Genomic DNA, 17706 nt, shown 5'->3' with positions numbered 1-17706 from the left:
CAAGCAGCTAAGCGGTGAGTACGCCGCGCTGCCGTAAAGATAGGAGTAACCCACACCAGCATGCGCGCAACACAGCACAGCGCACGCGCTGGTACGCAATGCTCCGAGCAGCGTGCGTAGAACGTTCAATCGTTGATCGCCCACACGGCATGACGCGTGCAACGTACGCGCGACGTGCATCTGCCGCGGTCATCCTCAGAGCGGCTGACAAGATGTAGCGAGCAGTCGTCAGGTAAGTGCGCAAGAACCGGAATGTACGAGTGGCACATGCCGCATCGAGCGCCGGCCATGCACGCCTGGCGGCGAGCACAATCGTTTTGTTAGCTGCTTTCAACGCAACGCCGCACAGATGCGGCGCGCGTGTCAGCTGGTGCTGTCGTCCAGGTGGATGCGACCACGCAGCGAATTGCTCATCGCCTCGGTGATCAACACATCCACAAACTGCCCGATCAGACGCGGATTGCCGGGGAAATTCACCGGGCGCATGTTCTCGCTCTTGCCGGTCAGCTCGTTCGGATCGCGACGCGACGGGCCTTCCACCAGCACCCGTTGCACGCTGCCGACCATGGACTGCGAGATGGTCGCCGCATGCGCGCTGATGTGCGCCTGCAAGCGGGCCAGGCGCGCCTGCTTGACCGCATCGGGCGTGTCGTCTTCCAGGTCTGCGGCCGGCGTGCCGGGGCGACGCGAATACACGAACGAAAAGCTCTGATCGAAGCCGACGTCTTCGATCAACTTCATGGTCTTTTCGAAATCCGCTTCGGTCTCGCCGGGAAAGCCGACGATGAAGTCCGAGCTGATCGAAATATCCGGGCGCACCGCGCGCAACTTGCGGATCTTGGATTTGAATTCCAGCGCGGTGTAGCCGCGCTTCATCGCCGACAGAATGCGGTCGCTGCCTGCCTGCACCGGCAGATGCAGATAGTTGGCCAGCTGCGGCACGTCGCGATACGCATCCACCAGCGAATCGGAAAATTCCAGCGGATGCGAGGTGGTGAAGCGGATGCGGCCAATGCCCTCGATCTGCGCGATGGTGCGGATCAACAGACCCAGATCGGCGTACTGCGCCGCCTCGCCGGCATCGGCACCATACGCACCGCGATACGCGTTGACGTTCTGGCCGAGCAGATTGATCTCGCGCACGCCTTGCGCCGCCAGTTGCGCCACTTCCACCAGCACGTCCTCGAACGGGCGGCTGACTTCTTCGCCGCGCGTGTAAGGCACCACGCAGAACGAGCAGTACTTGGAGCAACCTTCCATGATCGATACGAATGCCGACGGACCATCGGCGCGCGGTTCGGGCAGGCGATCGAACTTCTCGATTTCCGGGAAGCTGATGTCCACTTGCGACTTGCCGGACTGGCGCCGTGCACGGATCAGTTCCGGCAGGCGATGCAGGGTCTGCGGCCCGAACACCAGATCCACATACGGCGCGCGCTTGACGATGGCTTCGCCTTCCTGCGAGGCCACGCAACCGCCCACGCCGATGATCACCGGCGTGCCGCCGGCCTTGGCGCGGCTTTCCTTGAGCAAGCGCCAGCGGCCCAATTGGCTGAACACCTTTTCCTGCGCCTTTTCGCGGATGGAACAGGTGTTGACCAGCACCACGTCGGCGTCTTCGGGGTTGTCGGTCAGCTCCAGCCCTTCGGAGGCCGCGAGAACGTCGGCCATCTTGGCCGAGTCGTACTCGTTCATCTGGCAACCGTGGGTCTTGATGTACAGCTTGCCGCGTACCACGGCAGGCGCCGCCGGGTGGGCGACCGGCAACGGCAGCAGGGCGGGGGCGTCCACGGCGGTGGCCGCGGACAGATCGGAATCGGGTGTCCCGGGCATGGCGCTTATTCCAGGCGGGTAAGAGATAGCCGCGCAGTTTACCCGCTCACGGCAGCGCTTGCGCTCCTAGCTTGCTGCCTGCGCGTCGACGCCGGTTGCGCGCGCGACTGCCGGGCGCTCGGCCATGCGTGCGATGTAGGCGCGAGTCGGGGCCGGCGGGTCGATCAGGCCGAATTGCACCATCCATGCCAATGCGCCGCCCCACAGCACGTCGGCTGCGCTGCAGCGCGTGCCCAGCAGGTAGTCGCCTTGCGCCAGCTGTGCGTAGACCACGTTCAGGACGGTGTCGGAGTCGGCATAGGGCGAGAGCGAGCGCGGTGGGGGCGAGCGCTTGAGCGCAAGGTCGACGATTGCCGGTTCGAATGCCGCGCCATAGAACGCCAACCAGCGCAGGTAGGCACCGCGGTCGGCATCGCCCGGCGCAGGCGACAGGCCGGCTTCCGGATAGAGCTCGGCCAGGTACTGATAGATGGCGCCTTGTTCGGTGACCACGCTGTGGCCGTGCACGATCGTCGGGATCTTGCCCATCGGGTTGATCGCGAGGAACTCCGGCGCAAGCTGCTGCTCCTTTTCCAGATCGATGATCTGCAGGCTGTAGCTGGCGCCCAGCTCTTCCAGCAGCACCAGGACACCGCGTGAGCGTGAGCGGGGATTGTGGAACAGGGTGATATGGCGGTCGGCGAACATGGCGGGCTCCTTGAGATCGGTTGTTGAGTGGTTGAGTGCGAGGTCATTGCTGGTATGACGATCCTGAGGGTCCCTTGCGGACAGTTTCTGTCCGCAATACCGTCTCGCCATGGCTTCGACCGCTGCCCGTCTGTTGCGACTGCTTTCCTTGCTGCAAGGTGGCCGCAGCTGGCCGGGCGCTGCACTGGCCGAGCGCCTGGAGGTGCACCCGCGCAGCCTGCGGCGCGATATCGAGCGACTGCGCGCGCTTGGCTATCCGGTGCATGCGGCGCCGGGATCGGGCGGCGGTTACCGGCTGGGGCAGGGCGCGGCCGCCCTGCCGCTGCTGTTCGAAGAAGAAGAGGCCCTGACCGTGGCGATCGCCCTACGCGCGGCCGCCCCGGCCATCGCCGGCATGGATGCGGCGGCGGCTCGCGTGCTGGCGAAGCTGGACCCGCTGTTGCCGCGCCGGAGCGGTCAACGCGCCAGCGCCGCACACGCCGCCATGGCGAGCATGCCGAGTGCCGAGGCGGGCACTCTGGTGGACGCCGCCTTGCTGGCGCAGCTTGCCGGCGCCTGCCGCGACCGCACCACGCTGCGGCTGGACTATCGACGTCACTCCGGCGTGGCCATCACCCGCTGCGTCGAGCCAGCGCTGCTGGTCAACTACGGCCGGCGTTGGTACCTGCTGGCCTGGGATTGCGAACGCCAGGATTGGCGCACGCTGCGCGCAGATCGCATCGATCTGGCGGTCATGACCGGGGCCCGGTTCGCCGCGCGTGCGCTGCCGGAGGAGCCGCTGCAGTTGCTGCGCACAGCCATCGGCGAAGCGCCGTTTCCGTGTCGGGCGCGGGTGCGCCTGCCCGGCACGCTGGAGGTGTTGGCCGCGCAGGTTCCACCCTGGCTGGGCGCGCTGGAGGCAGACGGGGCAGGCCATTGCTGGCTTGGGCTGGGCGCGCCGAGCATGCCGGCGCTTGCGGCCAATCTGCTGTTGCTGGAGCTGCCGTTCGAGGCGATTACGCCGGACACCCTGCGGCAACCGCTGCTCGATGCGCTGGACGCCTTGCGGACGCGGCTGCACCGGCCGTCGGCCTGAGACTTGCAGCCTCTTGGCAAGCCCGAGGCAAGCTGTGACACTCCGCCGCATGAAGGGGATGTCAAGATTGCTGGGGCTGTTGCTTGTCACGTTGTCGGCTGCGCCGGTCAGCGCCGGCACGCTGTACAAATGCGTCAGCGGCGATGGCATCACCAGCTACCTGAGCAAGCGCCAGAGCGGCGCCACCTGTAGCGTCATCAGCAGCTATACCCCGGATCGTTCGGCACGCCGCCTGCCATCTTCACCTGTGTATCCGGCGTCGGCAGTGTCCAATGCGTCGGCCCGTTCCGCCGCCAATCTCGACAGCGGTGCACCCGCCACCATCATCAGCCCGCCACCACGCCGCACTGCCGAGGCCGCTGTGGCCGCGCCGCGTGCATTGCCGATGGCAGAGCGTGCGACATCGATCATGCCCGCCGCCGTGCCGGCCGCTGCGGTCAACCCGCGTCGGGTGGTCAGCGGACAGGTCTATTCGTATATGAAGGACGGCGTGCGCCATTACACCAGCGCACGTCCGCGCCAGGTGGCCAGCGTCGAAGGGCTGCGCACCATCCACTACAGCTTCATCGAGACCTGTTACGCTTGCGGCGCCAAGCCGGGCGTCAACTTCGGCGCAATCCGGCTCAACACTGCGGCCTATCAGCAGGAGATCGCGTCGGCGGCGCGCGAGTTCGGGGTCGAAGAAGCGATCGTGCGGGCCATCATCCATGCCGAGTCGGCCTATAACCCGTTGGCGCTCAGTCGCGCCGGCGCGCAGGGATTGATGCAGTTGATGCCGGGCACCGCCCGCCGCTTCGGCGTCAACGATGCGTATGACGCATCGCAAAATATTCGCGGTGGCGTGCAATATCTTTCGTGGTTGCTGAAGCGCTTCAATGGCGACCTCACGCTAGCGGCCGCTGGCTACAACGCCGGCGAAGGTGCCGTGGATCGCTACGGTGGCGTGCCGCCCTACAGCGAGACCCAGCGCTACGTGCAGCGTGTCGGCCTGCTGGCCGGCCGTTATCGCGGTCAGAGCGCAACTGCCAACTGAGCAACGTGCTGCGCCCCAGCGCTTGCAGATGCAGGCAGCGCCGAGGCGGTCACGCCATGAGTCCTTGTCGTTCGCATGGCCGCCAATGCTGCACCTGCGTAGCGATGCCATCGCTGCGGCATCGCGCCCGCGCACCGATACGCTGTCTGCGCGCAGCGTCACAGCCATTGCATGGGGCATCGCGCTTGGCCCGCATCACCTGAGGCGACCGCGCACATCGGCCATTGCATCGCACATGCCCGACTGCGTACATTGCATTGTCTGTGCATTAAGCGTTCCGCTACACTGCGGTCGATTCATCGCGGCTGGACCCCCCGCCAGCCGTTGGCAGCCTCACGCTACCTAATCAAGATCGGAGAGCCGGATGGCCAACGATGGGGTTAACGCACCTGCTGATATCGGGCGTCGCCGGTTTTTGACCGCGACGACGACCGTGGTCGGTGCGGTCGGAGCAGGATTTGTTGCAGTTCCGTTCGTGAAGTCGTGGAATCCCAGTGCACGCGCCAAATTGGCCGGTGCACCGGTGACCGCCGACATCAGCGCCTTGCAGGAAGGGCAACGGCTGGTCCTGGAATGGCGCGGTCAGCCGATCTGGATCGTCAAGCGCTCCAAGGCGATGCTCGATGCATTGCCGTCGTTGGACGACCGGCTTAAGGATCCCAAGTCCGAGAACAAGGACCAACAGCCCGAGTACGTGCTGAAGAATCCCGAGTACCGCTCGATCAAGTCCGATATCTCGGTGCTGGTCGGGCTGTGCACGCATCTGGGGTGCTCACCGGAAATGGTGGCCGAGATCCGGCCCGAGCCCTACGACCCGCAGTGGAAGGGCGGCTATTTCTGCCCGTGCCACAAATCGCGCTTCGACATGTCCGGCCGCGTCTTCGATGGCGTGCCCGCACCGATCAATCTGCTGGTGCCCCCGCATCACTATGTGGACGACAACACCCTGGTGATCGGCGTCGATCCGGATGGTGCCGGTACGTCGGCCAAAAGCACGGGGGCTGCCTGATGAGCAATATTCTGGTTCGTACCGCCAACGGCGTGTTCGAGTGGGTCAACGAACGCGCGCCCGGGCTGATGCCCACGTACCGCAAGCACATCAGCGAGTACTACGCGCCGAAGAACTTCAACCTCTGGTACTACTTCGGGTCGCTGGCCATCGTGGTGCTGGTGAATCAGATCGTCACCGGCATCTTCCTGACGATGCACTACAAGACCAGCGCCGCCGATGCGTTCGCGTCGGTCGAATACATCATGCGCGACGTGGAGTGGGGCTGGCTGATCCGCTACATGCACAGCACCGGCGCCTCGCTGTTCTTCATCGTGGTGTATCTGCACATGTTCCGCGGGTTGATGTACGGCAGCTACCAGAAGCCGCGCGAGCTGGTGTGGATTCTGGGCATGCTGATCTACCTGGTGCTGATGGCCGAAGCCTTCATGGGCTACGTATTGCCGTGGGGCCAGATGTCGTTCTGGGGGGCGAAGGTCATCATCTCGTTGTTCGGCGCCATCCCGGTGATCGGCAACGGGCTGACGGAGTGGATCATGGGCGATTACCTGCCTGGCGATGCCACCCTCAACCGCTTCTTCGCGCTGCACGTGATCGCACTGCCGCTGGTGCTGTTGCTGCTGATCGTGCTGCACATCGGCGCGCTGCACGAAGTGGGCTCCAACAACCCCGACGGCGTGGATATCAAGAAGGGGCCGAAGGGCAACCGCTGGGATGCGCACAAGCCCGCCGACGGCATCCCGTTCCACCCGTATTACACGGTGAAAGACCTAGTTGGCGTCGGCTTTTTGCTGCTCATTGCTGCCTTCATCATCTTCTTCGCCCCTGCGTTCGGCGGCCTGTTTCTGGAGCACGATAACTTCACCGAGGCCAATCGGCTGGTAACGCCGGAGCACATCAAGCCGGTCTGGTACTACACGCCGTACTACGCGATGTTGCGCGTGGTGCCCAACAAGCTCGGCGGCGTGCTGGTGATGTTCTCGGCGATCGCCATCCTGTTTCTGGTGCCGTGGCTGGATCGCGCCAAGGTGCGCTCGGTGCGCTATCGCGGCTGGATCTCAAAGGCGGCGCTGGGCGTGCTGGTGGTGTGCTTCGTGTGGCTGGGCGTGATCGGCTCCGGCCCCGGCACCGATGCGCACGAAACCTATGTGGGACGCGTGCTGACCTTCCTGTACTTCGCCTTTTTCATCACCATGCCGGTGTGGACGCGGCTGGACAGGACCAAGCCGGTACCAGAGCGGGTGACGACCCATGACTAAGCGCATCGTGATGTCATGGAAGTCGCGCGTGGCGGCAGTGCTTTGCGGGCTGACGCTGGCTGCAGGCGCGATGGCGGCCGAAGGCGGGAAAGTACAGCAGGCCGGCAACGATCTGGGCGACCGCGCATCGCTGCAACGCGGCGCGCAATTGTTCATGAACTACTGCTCCGGCTGCCATTCGTTGAAGTACCTGCGCTATTCGCGCATGGCCAGCGACCTGGGATTGAGCGAAGCCGAGGTCATGGCCAACCTCAACTTCACCGGGGCCAAGGTCGGTGAGCACATCGAAGGCACCATGCCACACGATGCGGCGACCAAGTGGTTCGGCAAGGCGCCGCCGGATCTGACCTTGATCGCGCGCGTGCGCGGCACCGACTGGGTGTACACCTACCTCAAGTCGTTCTATCTGGATCAGACCCGCCCGTTGGGCTGGAACAACCAGTTGTTCCCGAACGCGTCCATGCCCAATCCGCTATGGGAACTGCAAGGCCTGCAGCAGGCGCAATTCGGCCCGCCCGACAAGGCCACCGGCGACAAACCGGTGGAGGCGCTGAAACTCGGGCAGCCGGGACGTCAGACGCCGGTGGAGTTCGACCAGACCGTGCGCGATATCGCCAACTTCCTCGAGTATGCAGGCGAACCGGCCGTATTGAAGCGGCAGAGCATGGGCGTGTGGGTGATCCTGTTTCTGGCGTTTCTCACCTTCATCGCGTATCTGCTGAAGAAGGAATACTGGAAGGATGTGCATTGAGACTTGAAGGACGTGCATTGATCGGGGCGTGATCTCCGATCAATGTCTGCACCAACGGCACGCCTCAAATACGTACCAAGCCAGGCACCAAGCAGCGGATGCCAGGCGCAGACACTGGCCTGCATGCTCAAGCCCCTCTCCCCGTGGGGAGGGGTTGGGGTGAGGGGGCGGCGGGCACGCCATGCATGGCCGGCCAGTCGTCCTGATCGTACTGCCGCAGCGCGATATCCAGTCAAAACGGCGCAAAGCGTCGGCCATACCTGACAACTCCGCAACGTCATCCGTTACCTGTGCATTAATAAGGCCTATCACTCTTGGCTTTTGCGTGACGTGATTGCACACTCGAAGGACCGTGGTGACGGTCGGCGTTGGGCCGGCCGCGCCGATGCGGCCGGCGGATTCCGGTCGTCGGAGAGCCTTGAATGGCGACGAGTGTGCGTATGCGGAATACCTTGACTTTGTTTTCGTCCAACGACGACGTGTTGTGCCACCGGGTCCGTCTGGTCCTGGCGGCGAAAGGGGTGACCTACGACCTGGTGCCGGTCGACCCGCAAAATCCTCCCGAAGATCTGATCGATCTCAATCCCTATCATTCGGTGCCGACGCTGGTCGAGCGCGATCTGGTGCTCTACGCCGCATCGGTGGTCAGCGAATACCTGGACGAGCGCTATCCGCATCCGCCGCTGATGCCGGTCGATCCGCTATCGCGTGCGCGCCTGCGCCTTGCGATGCTGCGTATCGAACACGACTGGGTGCCGCAGGTGCAGGCGATCCAGCTCGGCAACAAGACCCAAGCCGAAGCCGGCCGCAAGCGGCTGAAAGAACTGCTCACCGCATCGGTGCCGTTGTTCAAGGCCAGCAAGTTCTTCCTCAATCCGGAAATGAGTCTGGCCGATTGCGCGATGGCGCCGATCATCTGGCGACTGGATGCATTGGAGATCGGCCTGCCCAAGGATGGCAAGGCGATCGAGGACTACGGCAACCGGATCTTCCGCAATCCTGGTTTCATTCGCAGCCTCACCGATCAGGAAAAAAAGCTGCGTGATTTGCCGGGCTGATGCGACGGCTGTATGCCAACAGACCGACTTGCGCGCGCGTCGCCGCCGTTGCGGGCCATGTCCGGGTAAAATGACGTCATGAGCGAAGATTTCCCCCGCATGACCAGCCATCGCCCGTACCTGTTGCGGGCCTTGGTCGAATGGATCAACGACAACGGCATGACGCCGCACGTTTTGGTGGATGCAGGACTGCCCGGCGTGCAAGTGCCGGCCAGTGCTGTCAAAGATGGCCGCGTTGTGTTGAACATCGCCGAGCGCGCCGTGGTCGGGCTGCAGGTCGACAACGAGAGCGTGAGTTTTACCGCACGCTTCGGTGGCGTCAGCTATCCGGTGATGGTGCCGATGGCGGCCGTGTTGGCGGTCTATGCGCGCGAAACCGGGCAGGGCATGGCATTGCCGGACGACATCCCCGGTACCAGCAGCGAGCCGCCGGATCCCGGTGCACCGCCGCCGAGCGCGCCGACGCCGGATGAGCCGCCCAGCGGTGGTAAGCGCCCGCACCTGCGCGTGGTCAAGTAACGCGCGCAAGGTGACCGGCGGCGACGTTCCCGTGCAGGTGGAGCGCGCGCGTCATGTCGATTGCAGTGAGCCGGATGCGTCCGGCGCAGTCGATTACCACTACGAGTACGACCTCTATCGCTTCACGCAAGGCGCGCGCTGTCTTGTGGCGCGCAGCTATGTCGATACGCCCGATGAAGCGCACTTTCTCGGCATCGAGGTGGATGGAAAGTCGCGGCTGTTGAAGCGGGCCGACATGCAGCATCCGCTGTGCCTGTTCGCACAGGCACAGCTGCGTCGCGAGGGTAAGCAGCAGCTGCGCTGGTTGAGCGGCAGGGGGAACGGATACGAGCCGGTGCCGGGTGGCGCGGTAGCTCCGGTCGCCGGATCTGGCTGGAGGGCTGCCATTCGTCGACTGATGGAGTGAGCCAAGGGCAACGCACGACGACAGTTGCGACTAAGAGCGTGCGCTTACCTCCAAGCGGGTGGCGGCCGGCGCTCGGTGTGGCATCTGCCACGCAAACGCTGCAGTTCTGAGCGCAATCCACGCCGAGCTGACGGTTGCTCGCTGCGTCTTTCAGCCGCTCCAGGCCGGCATCCGGCACAGACAGACATCGGTAACAGTTGCCAGACGCGGATGCCAACGCGGCCCGCTCATTCCAGCCGCTCTTGCTCCGGGTGCAGCGCACGCACCGTCGCGACCTGCGGCCCGGTGAACGCAATCAATTGATCGCCGCGCAGCACTAGCTTGCCGCTGTGGCGATCTGCGCCATCGTAGGAATATTCGAAACGGAACGTGCGCTCGAAACCCGGCCATCCATTGGGCATCCTGCAGATGCGCAGATTGGTGGAGTGCACGCTCTGATCCAGCCACTGCACATCGGCAGCACGGCAGGCATTGCGGCCGAGGATATCGGCGCGTTCGGCCGCGGCCCGCGACGAGTTCCAGAACGCGAACAGCGCGGCACCGGCAATCATGAAGAGGATGAGGCTGGGCATGCCGCCAATGTGCCACGGCTTGCGGCCGATCGACAATCGTCCGCTCGGCCCGCAACGTTGCGTCAGCGACGCGATCATCGCCAAGCAACCGGCGGTGCTCCCACTCCCGCACCCCGCACCCCGCAGTCCGGCCCCAGCCATACCGCACCAGGAGCTGCTATCAGAACGTAGCGACCCGCTGAGAAGCGGACGCGGACGGGTACACGGGCACCAGAGTGCAAGCGCGATAAATAAAAGCCCGAGCACCGGCCGCGCCCGTGGGGTGCTCGCGCTTTAGCCTTACTTGCTCGCACCAAGAGCGGCCAACACAACGTAGCGACCCGCTGCGAAACGGACGTGGACGGTACACGGGCACCATAGTGCAAGCGTGGTAAACAGGATTTCGGGCACCGAGCGTGTCCGCCTGGCGGCTGTATCCGTCCAATGGTCGCGGCGTAGTCTTGTCTAGTTCGCTCTAAATCGTTCACTGCCAACGCCGCATCCGGCTTGTGTGGGCTGCTGCCGACCCCCATCCATTGCACTCTCGTCGAGTTGAATCCGATTGCCGGGCGGCCGGTTGGCGTCGTGGTGTCGGGCATCGCCCATGCATCCTGTTCTGCAGCACTTCCATCCTGTGGTCGCCGCGTGGTTCGCGCAGGCCTTTGCTGCGCCCACGCCGGCGCAGATCGCTGCGTGGCCGGCGATCCAGGCAGGGCGGCATACGCTGGTGGCGGCGCCGACCGGGTCGGGCAAGACGCTGACCGCGTTCTTTGCAGCGATCGATGCGCTGATCCGCGACGGGCTGGACAACGGCGGTGCGCTGCCTGACCAAACGCGGGTGGTGTACGTGTCGCCCCTCAAGGCACTGTCCAACGACATCCATCTCAATCTGGAAGCGCCGTTGCAGGGCATCCGCGCGGCCCTGGCCGCCGAAGGCCTGCCGGACGTGGCAGTGCGCACGGCGGTCCGCACTGGCGACACGCCACAACGCGAGCGGGCTCAGGCACGGCGCGTGCCGCCGCATATTCTGGTGACCACGCCGGAGTCGCTGTACGTGCTGCTGGGCTCGGCATCCGGGCGCAGTGCCTTACGGCATGTGCGCACGGTGATCGTCGATGAAATCCATGCGGTGGCGGCGGACAAACGTGGCAGCCATCTGAGCCTGACCTTGGAGCGGCTGCAGCGACTGGCCGATCAACCGATCACGCGAGTCGGTTTGTCGGCAACGCAGAAACCCATCGACACCGTCGCGCAGTTTCTGGTCGGCGTGGGCGAAGACGGCGTGCCACAGCCCTGCGAGATTGTCGATATCGGCTACACGCGTGAGCGCGATCTGGCGTTGGCGCTGCCGCCCACACCGTTGAGCGTGGTGATGTCCAACGACCAATGGCTGCAGGTCTATACCGACGTGGCCACGCTTGCGCAGCAGCATCGCACCACGCTGGTGTTCGTCAACACGCGGCGCATGGCCGAGCGTGCGGCGCGGCATCTGGGCGATCTGTTGGGCAAGCAACGCGTTGCCGCGCATCACGGCAGTCTGTCGCGCGAGACGCGTCTACTGGCCGAACAACGGCTCAAGGCGGGTGAGCTCACCGTGCTGGTGGCCACCGCCTCGCTGGAGCTGGGCCTGGATATCGGCGATGTGGATCTGGTGTGCCAGCTCGGCTCGCCGCGCTCGATCGCCACCTTCCTGCAGCGTGCCGGCCGCTCCGGTCACAAGGTCGGCGGCACGCCGAAGGCGCGGCTGTTTCCGCAGACCCGCGACGAGCTGGTGGAGTGCGCGGCGTTGCTGGACAGCATCCGGCGCGGCGAACTGGATGCGCTGCGCATTCCCTTGGCGCCGGTGGATGTGCTTGCGCAGCAGATCGTGGCCGAAGCAGCCTGCGAGGACTGGGACGAAGATGCGCTGTTTGCGCTGATGCGGCGCGCGTGGCCGTTCGCCCAGCTGAGCCGTGCCACCTTCGATAGCGTTGTGCGCATGCTGTGCGAGGGCTTCAGTACCCGGCTTGGCCCGCGTGCCGGGTATCTGCATCGCGATGCGGTGCATCGGCGGCTGCATGCGCGCCGCGGTGCGCGCATGACCGCGCTGACTTCCGGCGGCACCATTCCCGAAACCGGCGATTACAGCGTGGTGCTGGAGCCGCAGGCCGAAAAGATCGGCACGGTGAACGAAGATTTTGCGGTCGAAAGCCTCACCGGCGACGTGTTCCAGCTCGGCAATGCCAGCTACCGCATCCTGCGCGTGGATGCCGGGCGCGTGCGCGTGGAAGATGCCAAGGGCGCGCCGCCGAATATCCCGTTCTGGCTAGGCGAAGCGCCTGGCCGCAGCGACGAGCTGTCAGCAGCGGTGTCGCGCCTGCGCGGCGAGATTGCGGCCCGACTCGACAACGCACCGCATCAGGCAGCACGTGATTGGCTATGCAGCACGCTGGGCTGCTGCGCAGAAGCGGCGCAGCAACTGGTGGACTATCTGGCGCATGCTTGCGCGGCGCTGGGCGCCATGCCTACGCAGCAGTGTTTGGTGATGGAACGGTTTTTCGATGCCAGCGGCGGCACGCAATTGGTGATCCACTCGCCTTACGGCAGTCGCATCAACCGCGCATGGGGGCTGGCATTGCGCAAGCGCTTCTGCCGCACCTTCAATTTTGAATTGCAGGCGGCAGCGACAGAAGATGCGATCGTATTGTCGCTGTCGACCAGTCACAGTTTTGCGCTGGAAGAAGTTGGCCGTTATCTGCATTCGTCGTCGGCCGAGCATGTGCTGATCCAGGCGCTGCTGGATGCGCCGCTGTTCGGCGTGCGTTGGCGCTGGAACGCCACCAACGCGATGGCGCTGCCGCGTTTCACCGGTGGCAACAAGGTGGCGCCGCAGCTGCAGCGGATGAAGTCCGAAGACCTGTTGGCGGCCGTGTTCCCGGATCAGGTGGCCTGTGCGGAGAATCTGGTTGGCGAGCGCGAGGTGCCGGATCATCCGCTGGTGACGCAAACGCTGGACGATTGCCTGCATCAGGCGATGGACAGCGAAGGCTGGTTGCAGGTGCTGCGCGGGCTGGAATCGGGTGCCATCACGCTGGTGGCGCGTGATCTGGCGGCGCCTTCACCGCTGGCGGCCGAAGCCTTGAATGCGCGTCCGTACGCATTTCTGGACGACGCGCCGCTGGAAGAACGCCGCACCCAGGCCGTGCAGAGCCGCCGTTACGCTCCGCAGAACAGCGACGACCTGGGGCGCTTGGACCCACAGGCCATCGCGTCGGTGCGTGAGGAGGCCTGGCCGCAGCCACGCGATGCCGAAGAGATGCACGAGGCCCTGGTCGGGCTGGGCGTGCTGCCGGTCGATGAAACGGCCGGTGCGCAGTGGCAGCCGTGGTTGACGGCACTCGCCGCCGACGGCCGCGCCAGTTGCCTGGTGATGGACGGCGCGCCTGCACTGTGGATCAGCGCCGAGCGGATCGATTGGTTCATGCGCCTGTATCCGCACGCATCGGCGCAGCCGCCGTTGCAGGCACCGGACGACTGCCGCGTGGCCGACTGGGAGCGCGACAGGGCGGTGCGCGAGCTGTTGCGTGGGCGCTTGTCGGCGGTTGGCCCGGCGCAGGTGCCGGCCTTGGCCAGTGCATTGCGCTTGCCCGACGACGAGATCGCGCTGGCATTGCTGGCATTGCAGCGCGAGGGCTATGTCATGGCCGGCCAATTCAGTGCGCACGCGCAGTCGGAAGAGTGGTGCGAACGCCATCTGCTGGCGCGCATCCATCGCTACACGCTGGGGCGCTTGCGGCGCGAGATCGAGCCGGTATCGCAGCGCGATTACGCGCGCTTTCTGTTTGAGTGGCAGCATGTGGACAGCGAGAGCCGGGTTGCCGGACCGGACGCGTTGGCTGGCGTGGTCGGGCAATTGGAAGGCTTCGAAGCGCCGGCCGTGCTGTGGGAAAGCGAAGTGCTGCCGGCGCGTGTACGCGACTATCAACCCGCCTGGCTGGATGATTTATGCACCGCCGGACGCACCGTGTGGGCGCGCTTGCGGCCGGGCGGTGGACGCAGCGGCGCCGCGTTGCGGGCGACCCCAATCGTGCTGCTGCCGCGACGCGACGCGCAGCGCTGGAGTGGCCTGGCACGTGCGGTCGACGATGCACCGCTGGGGTCCCGCGCGCAGCGTGTGGTGGAGGTCTTGCAGCAGCAGGGTGCGTTGTTCTTCGACGAAATTGCCGATGCCTCACACCTGATGAGCACCGAGCTGGAAGACGCCCTGAGCGAACTGGTAATGCGTGGCCGTGCGCATTGCGACAGCTATGCCGGGCTGCGCGCGCTGCTGGTGCCGGCCTCCAAGCGGCCGTCGGCGCTCTCGCGGCAGCGGCGTCGTGCCACTGCCCTGGGCATACGCGATGCCGGGCGATGGGCGCCGGTGCGTGCGCTTGCCGAGCTGCCGCTGGCCGAAGCCGGCGAACGGCATCAGGAAATGCTCGAACACGTTGCGCGCACGTTGCTGCGCCGCTACGGCGTGGTGTGCTGGCGCTTGCTCGAGCGCGAGGCGGCGTGGTTGCCGCCCTGGCGCGAACTGCTGCGCATGTATCAACGCCTGGAAGCGCGCGGCGAAATCCGCGGCGGCCGTTTCATCGCCGGTCTGTCTGGTGAGCAGTTCGCCTTGCCGGATGCGATCGCGGCCCTGCGCCGTGCGCGCGCCCAGGTTCCGCAACAACGCTGGGTGTGCGTGAGCGCAAGCGACCCCAGCAATCTGTTGGGCAGCATCCTGCCTGGCGAGCGCGTGGCACGGGTGCCGGGCAATCGCGTCGCATCGCTGGACGGCCTGCCGATGGCGGTGTGGGCCGCCGATCGCTTCCAACCGCTGCAGGACCTCTCCGCCGAACACACCGAGCAGGCTTTGCGCCTCCTGCAACGCGGGCCAGGTGCGGCTGAGCAGACGCCGATGCAGCAATGGCTGGCTCAGTCGCCTAGCAGCGCCGCACACGTGCCGGTCGCGCGCGGGAGCGGGCGCGACAAATAGGCGCTGTCGGGCACCACCCAGCGCCATGGCTGGTCGACGGCCTTGCGGATGCCGATGCGCGGTGTCGCAAGCGGAACTGCCGGCGGCGGGGTGCCATCGTCTTCGATCCACAGACGTGCGCCAGCATCGGTCAGGTCCAGTCCGTTGTCGGCCGCAGTGACGCCGAATGCCTGCGCCAGACGGCCGGGGCCGGTGGTCAGTGCCTTGGCCGTCGCCGCGCCGCGTGCCGCCTGCATGGCCGGCACGCCGGCGAGCGGCTGCAGCGCGCGGATCAGCACCGCATGCCCGGGGGCGCCGCCACACACCGCATTGATCGCCCAGTGCATGCCATAGATGAGACACATACAGATGCCCGGGCGCGCCGAACATCACTTGCGTGCGCGGGGTGATGCCACGAAACGAGTGCGCGGCAGGATCGTCGCTGCCGCAATAGGCCTCGACCTCGGTGATGCGGCCGCGGCGGCCATCGGCACTGACCAGCACCTTGTTGAGCAGGCGCGGCGCAACCTCGCGCGAATCGTGTGCGTAAAACCTGCGGGGCAGTGGCGTGGGCGACATGGCCTCAGCCTAGCTGCACGGACGTGATGTCTCTGCGGACTGTCCCGGACAGCCTGCAGAGCAGGGGTAGGGTTTTTCCGAATGCCGCAGGTCAGGAGCGCTGGACCTGTCACAAAACAGCAAATCCAGTTGCATGAATGCGCGCTGTACCGACGGTTGCATATCAAGCGTGTTTTGCCACCGCCGATAGCTATTAACGATTGGTTAGACAAGTCCGCATCGTGCGATCGGCACGCGCAGCGCCGTCGATTGCCCATGCACTGCATGCATGCAGCCCACGCATCACTTAAGAGAACTCCCAATGTTAGGCAACTTCAAAATCGGAACCAGGCTGATCGTGGCGTTTCTGATCGTCTCTGCGATCGGCGCGTGCATCGGGTGGGTGGGCTATTCGAACTCCGGACGCATCAGCGACCTGTCGACCTCGCTGTACGAGCGCGAGTTGCTGGGTTTATCGAACGTGAAAGAGGCCAATATCAACCTCATTTACGCCGGCCGCGCACGCGCCAACCTGATGTTGGCCAGTAGCGCGGAAGAGCGCCAGTCGCACGTGCAGAACATCGACAAATACACCGCCAAGGTGGTCGAGCACATGACCCGTGCACGCGGCAGCTTTCAGACCGACGAAGGCAAGACCAAGCTCGCGCAGTTCGACCGTGCGTGGCAGAAATATCTGGACGAGCGCGGGCGCTTTATCGAAGCCGCCAACCGCGAGGCCTTGCGCGACGCCAATCCCGAACTTGCCGCATTGTCGCGTGCGGTCCGCGTAAGTTCGGATGAGGTCGATAATCTGATGACCGACTTGAGCGGCCTGCGTGAGCGCAGCGCGGCATCGGCCAACGCCGAAACCAGCGCGATCCATGCGCGCAGTTCCAGATTGCTGATGGCCATCATCTGCGGCGGCGTGTTGCTCGGGGGGGGGCTTGGCGTGGTGATCAGCCGCAGCGTCACCGGCCCGATCCGTCGTGCGGTTGCAGTCGCCAATGGCCTGTCGGAAGGCGATCTGACCATGCGCATCGACGTGCACGGTCGCGACGAAACCGCGCAGTTGCTCGAAGCCATGCGCACCATGGTGCAGAAGTTGTCGCAGGTGGTGGGCGAGGTGAATACCAGCGCCGAGACCCTGGCCAGCGCGTCCGAAGAAGTCAGCGCCACCGCGCAGTCGTTATCGCAGGCCGCCAGCGAACAGGCGGCCGGCGTGGAAGAGACCAGCGCTTCGCTGGAGCAGATGACCGCATCGATCAGCCAGAACACCGAAAACGCCCGCATCACCGACGGCATGGCCACCCAGGCCGCGAAGGAAACCATCGAAGGCGGCGAAGCGGTGGTGGCCACCACCCAGGCGATGAAGCAGATTGCGCAGAAGATCGGCATCATCGACGATATCGCCTATCAGACCAATCTGCTCGCGCTCAATGCCGCCATCGAAGCGGCGCGCGCCGGCGAGCATGGAAAGGGATTTGCGGTGGTGGCGGCCGAAGTGCGCAAGCTCGCCGAACGCAGCCAGGTGGCCGCGCAGGAAATCGGCGAGGTGGCCAGTTCCAGCGTGGAACTGGCCGACCGCGCCGGACGCCTGCTCGACACCATCGTGCCCAGCATCAAGCGCACCTCGGATCTGGTGCAGGAAATTTCCGCCGCGTCCGAAGAACAATCCTCGGGCGTGAGCCAGATCAACTCGGCGGTGGTGCAGTTGAGCCAGACCACCCAGCAAAACGCCAGCGCCTCCGAAGAACTGGCCGCCACCGCCGAAGAAATGAGCACGCAGGCCGAGCAACTGCAACAGAGCATGGCGTTCTTCCGGCTGGGCGGGCAGGGCGCTGCAAGCACGCCGCCCAAGCGCGGCAAGCAGGCGGCCGCGCATCCTGTACGGGCCGCAGCTGCGCGCGGTTGGCGCACCACTGTAGCGCCGGCGTACGCGCTGTCCGAGGGCCCGGACGAAGGCCAGTTCGCTCGCTTCTGAGAGATCGA

Annotated in this window: 13 protein-coding genes, 1 other RNA gene and 1 pseudogene; 10 read left to right on the top strand and 5 right to left on the bottom strand. The window is 65.2% G+C overall.

All coding sequences use genetic code 11. From position 1 onward, the window contains the following. Positions 1-202 precede the first annotated feature (202 nt). From ACCQ06_RS13525 to ACCQ06_RS13515, 3 genes are all read right to left on the bottom strand, one after another. Positions 203-269, bottom strand: a non-coding RNA gene (locus tag ACCQ06_RS13525) — sX9 sRNA. A gap of 94 nt (positions 270-363) precedes the next feature. Continuing rightward, positions 364-1833 (bottom strand): tRNA (N6-isopentenyl adenosine(37)-C2)-methylthiotransferase MiaB, encoded by a 1470-nt coding sequence (gene miaB / locus ACCQ06_RS13520; protein WP_228323811.1) that lies wholly within the window; start codon positions 1831-1833, stop codon positions 364-366. A gap of 66 nt (positions 1834-1899) precedes the next feature. Then, complete coding sequence (locus ACCQ06_RS13515) at positions 1900-2520, bottom strand: glutathione S-transferase family protein (protein ID WP_316686365.1); 621 nt, start codon at positions 2518-2520, stop codon at positions 1900-1902. 109 nt (positions 2521-2629) lie between these two features. On the opposite strand from ACCQ06_RS13515, the gene ACCQ06_RS13510 reads away from it, so the two are divergent. The 8 genes from ACCQ06_RS13510 to ACCQ06_RS13475 all read left to right on the top strand — a co-directional run bounded on the left by ACCQ06_RS13510 (position 2630) and on the right by ACCQ06_RS13475 (position 9630). Continuing rightward, positions 2630-3595 carry a helix-turn-helix transcriptional regulator gene (locus ACCQ06_RS13510; RefSeq protein WP_316686361.1) on the top strand — a complete coding sequence of 322 codons (966 nt, stop codon included), beginning with the start codon at positions 2630-2632 and terminating at the stop codon, positions 3593-3595. Positions 3596-3644: 49 nt separating this feature from the next. Next, positions 3645-4628: a lytic transglycosylase domain-containing protein gene (locus tag ACCQ06_RS13505; RefSeq protein ID WP_104614710.1), complete on the top strand. Its 984-nt coding sequence runs from the start codon at positions 3645-3647 to the stop codon at positions 4626-4628. A 364-nt stretch (positions 4629-4992) separates the two neighbouring features. Then, positions 4993-5637 carry a ubiquinol-cytochrome c reductase iron-sulfur subunit gene (gene petA / locus ACCQ06_RS13500; RefSeq protein WP_104614709.1) on the top strand — a complete coding sequence of 215 codons (645 nt, stop codon included), beginning with the start codon at positions 4993-4995 and terminating at the stop codon, positions 5635-5637. Next, a complete protein-coding gene (locus ACCQ06_RS13495) occupies positions 5637-6896 on the top strand; it encodes a cytochrome b (protein WP_104614708.1) in 1260 nt (419 codons plus the stop codon). Before petA ends, ACCQ06_RS13495 begins: the two co-directional genes overlap by 1 nt. After that, complete coding sequence (locus tag ACCQ06_RS13490; protein WP_170068527.1) at positions 6889-7647, top strand: cytochrome c1; 759 nt, start codon at positions 6889-6891, stop codon at positions 7645-7647. Before ACCQ06_RS13495 ends, ACCQ06_RS13490 begins: the two co-directional genes overlap by 8 nt. A 422-nt stretch (positions 7648-8069) precedes the next feature. After that, positions 8070-8705 carry a glutathione S-transferase N-terminal domain-containing protein gene (locus tag ACCQ06_RS13485; protein ID WP_024939278.1) on the top strand — a complete coding sequence of 212 codons (636 nt, stop codon included), beginning with the start codon at positions 8070-8072 and terminating at the stop codon, positions 8703-8705. Positions 8706-8783: 78 nt separating this feature from the next. Then, on the top strand, positions 8784-9224 hold the full coding sequence (locus ACCQ06_RS13480) for a ClpXP protease specificity-enhancing factor (RefSeq protein ID WP_104614707.1): 441 nt from the start codon (positions 8784-8786) through the stop codon (positions 9222-9224). A 31-nt stretch (positions 9225-9255) separates the two neighbouring features. Next, positions 9256-9630, top strand: coding sequence for a hypothetical protein (locus tag ACCQ06_RS13475; protein WP_228323889.1), 375 nt, complete (start codon positions 9256-9258; stop codon positions 9628-9630). Positions 9631-9857: 227 nt separating this feature from the next. Here ACCQ06_RS13475 and ACCQ06_RS13470 read toward each other — a convergent pair whose 3' ends face one another. After that, a complete protein-coding gene (locus ACCQ06_RS13470; protein ID WP_228323890.1) occupies positions 9858-10238 on the bottom strand; it encodes a DUF3301 domain-containing protein in 381 nt (126 codons plus the stop codon). Positions 10239-10785: 547 nt separating this feature from the next. Between ACCQ06_RS13470 and ACCQ06_RS13465 the strand changes: the two genes are divergently transcribed. Next, on the top strand, positions 10786-15180 hold the full coding sequence (locus tag ACCQ06_RS13465) for a DEAD/DEAH box helicase (RefSeq protein WP_316686346.1): 4395 nt from the start codon (positions 10786-10788) through the stop codon (positions 15178-15180). Here the strand turns inward: ACCQ06_RS13465 and ACCQ06_RS13460 are convergent. Beyond that, positions 15120-15738: pseudogene (locus tag ACCQ06_RS13460) on the bottom strand (DNA-3-methyladenine glycosylase). The gene ACCQ06_RS13465 and the pseudogene ACCQ06_RS13460 overlap by 61 nt on opposite strands. Positions 15739-16039: 301 nt before the next feature. Here ACCQ06_RS13460 and ACCQ06_RS13455 point away from each other — a divergent pair. Beyond that, positions 16040-17698 carry a methyl-accepting chemotaxis protein gene (locus ACCQ06_RS13455; protein ID WP_228323817.1) on the top strand — a complete coding sequence of 553 codons (1659 nt, stop codon included), beginning with the start codon at positions 16040-16042 and terminating at the stop codon, positions 17696-17698. Positions 17699-17706: the final 8 nt, after the last annotated feature.

Origin of the sequence: Xanthomonas sp. NCPPB 4467, assembly GCF_041475665.2 — a bacterium.
Taxonomy (GTDB): Bacteria; Pseudomonadota; Gammaproteobacteria; order Xanthomonadales; family Xanthomonadaceae; genus Xanthomonas; species Xanthomonas dyei.
The sequence above is the reverse complement of the archived record's forward strand: the minus strand, read 5'-3'. Positions and strand labels throughout refer to the sequence as shown.